The sequence below is a fragment of the Kaistella yonginensis genome (assembly GCF_030409525.1).
GTDB lineage: Bacteria > Bacteroidota > Bacteroidia > Flavobacteriales > Weeksellaceae > Kaistella > Kaistella yonginensis.
On the sequence record NZ_JAUFQB010000029.1, the window covers coordinates 1 to 864 of the forward strand.

Annotated in this window: 1 protein-coding gene; it reads left to right on the forward strand. The window is 34.7% G+C overall.

What is annotated here, in order from left to right; all coding sequences use genetic code 11:
- Nucleotides 1-851, forward strand: an 851-nt coding sequence (locus QWY78_RS09225) for an IS110 family RNA-guided transposase (RefSeq protein WP_290219067.1), incomplete at its 5' end; no start/stop codon positions are given.
- Nucleotides 852-864: the final 13 nt, after the last annotated feature.

Consider the following 864-nt stretch of genomic DNA (forward strand, 5'->3'; position numbering starts at 1 on the left):
ATGAGATCGTAGTTGCGATGGAAAACACAGGACGTTATAATTGGAATCTTTATGAAGTTTTGGAGCAGTTTACCTTTTCAGTTTATGTTTTAAATCCGCTGCATTTGAAAAAAAGTATGGGTTTAATGCGAGGCAAAAATGATAAGATAGAGGCAGAGAGAATTGCTCATTTTATAGAAAGAAATGCACAGGATTGTGAGCTTTGGCAACCAAGTTCTGAGGCGATCAAGAAGCTGAAAGTACTTTTAACTGAAAGAAAATCTAAAGTAAAATTGAAAACATCTTTGCTACAGCAGAAGAAAAATTATAAAAGCATTACAGGGATCGGATTGGATAAAATGCTCTTAAAAATCAATGAACAGGAAATAAAAATGCTGAATGAGCATATTAAATTTCTGGAACAGGAAATGGAAAAAGTGATAAAATCAGATGCAGAATTGAATGCAAAAAGTTTATTGATGCAAAGTATTCCGGGAGTTGGAAAAGTTTTAACTTGGATGGTTTTGGCTAAAACTGACAATTTTCAGATGATTGACAGTGCGAGGAAATTAGCATGTTACAGTGGTGTTGTTCCCTTTGATCATCAATCCGGAACCTCCCTAAAATACAGACCTAAAGTATCGCCTTTCGCAGACAAAACTTTGAAGAGCACCTTACATTTAGGAGCGATGAGCATTATAAAACTAGAGAATGATCTTGCAAAATATTACCAGAGAAAAGTATCAGCAGGCAAGAATAAAATGCTGGTTTTAAACAATGTACGAAACAAAATTATTCATCTCATCTTTGCGGTCCTGAAATCTGGAAGAAAATATGAAAATAACCATCAAAATCATTTGGCGGTGTCATAGAAATCAAGTCGGG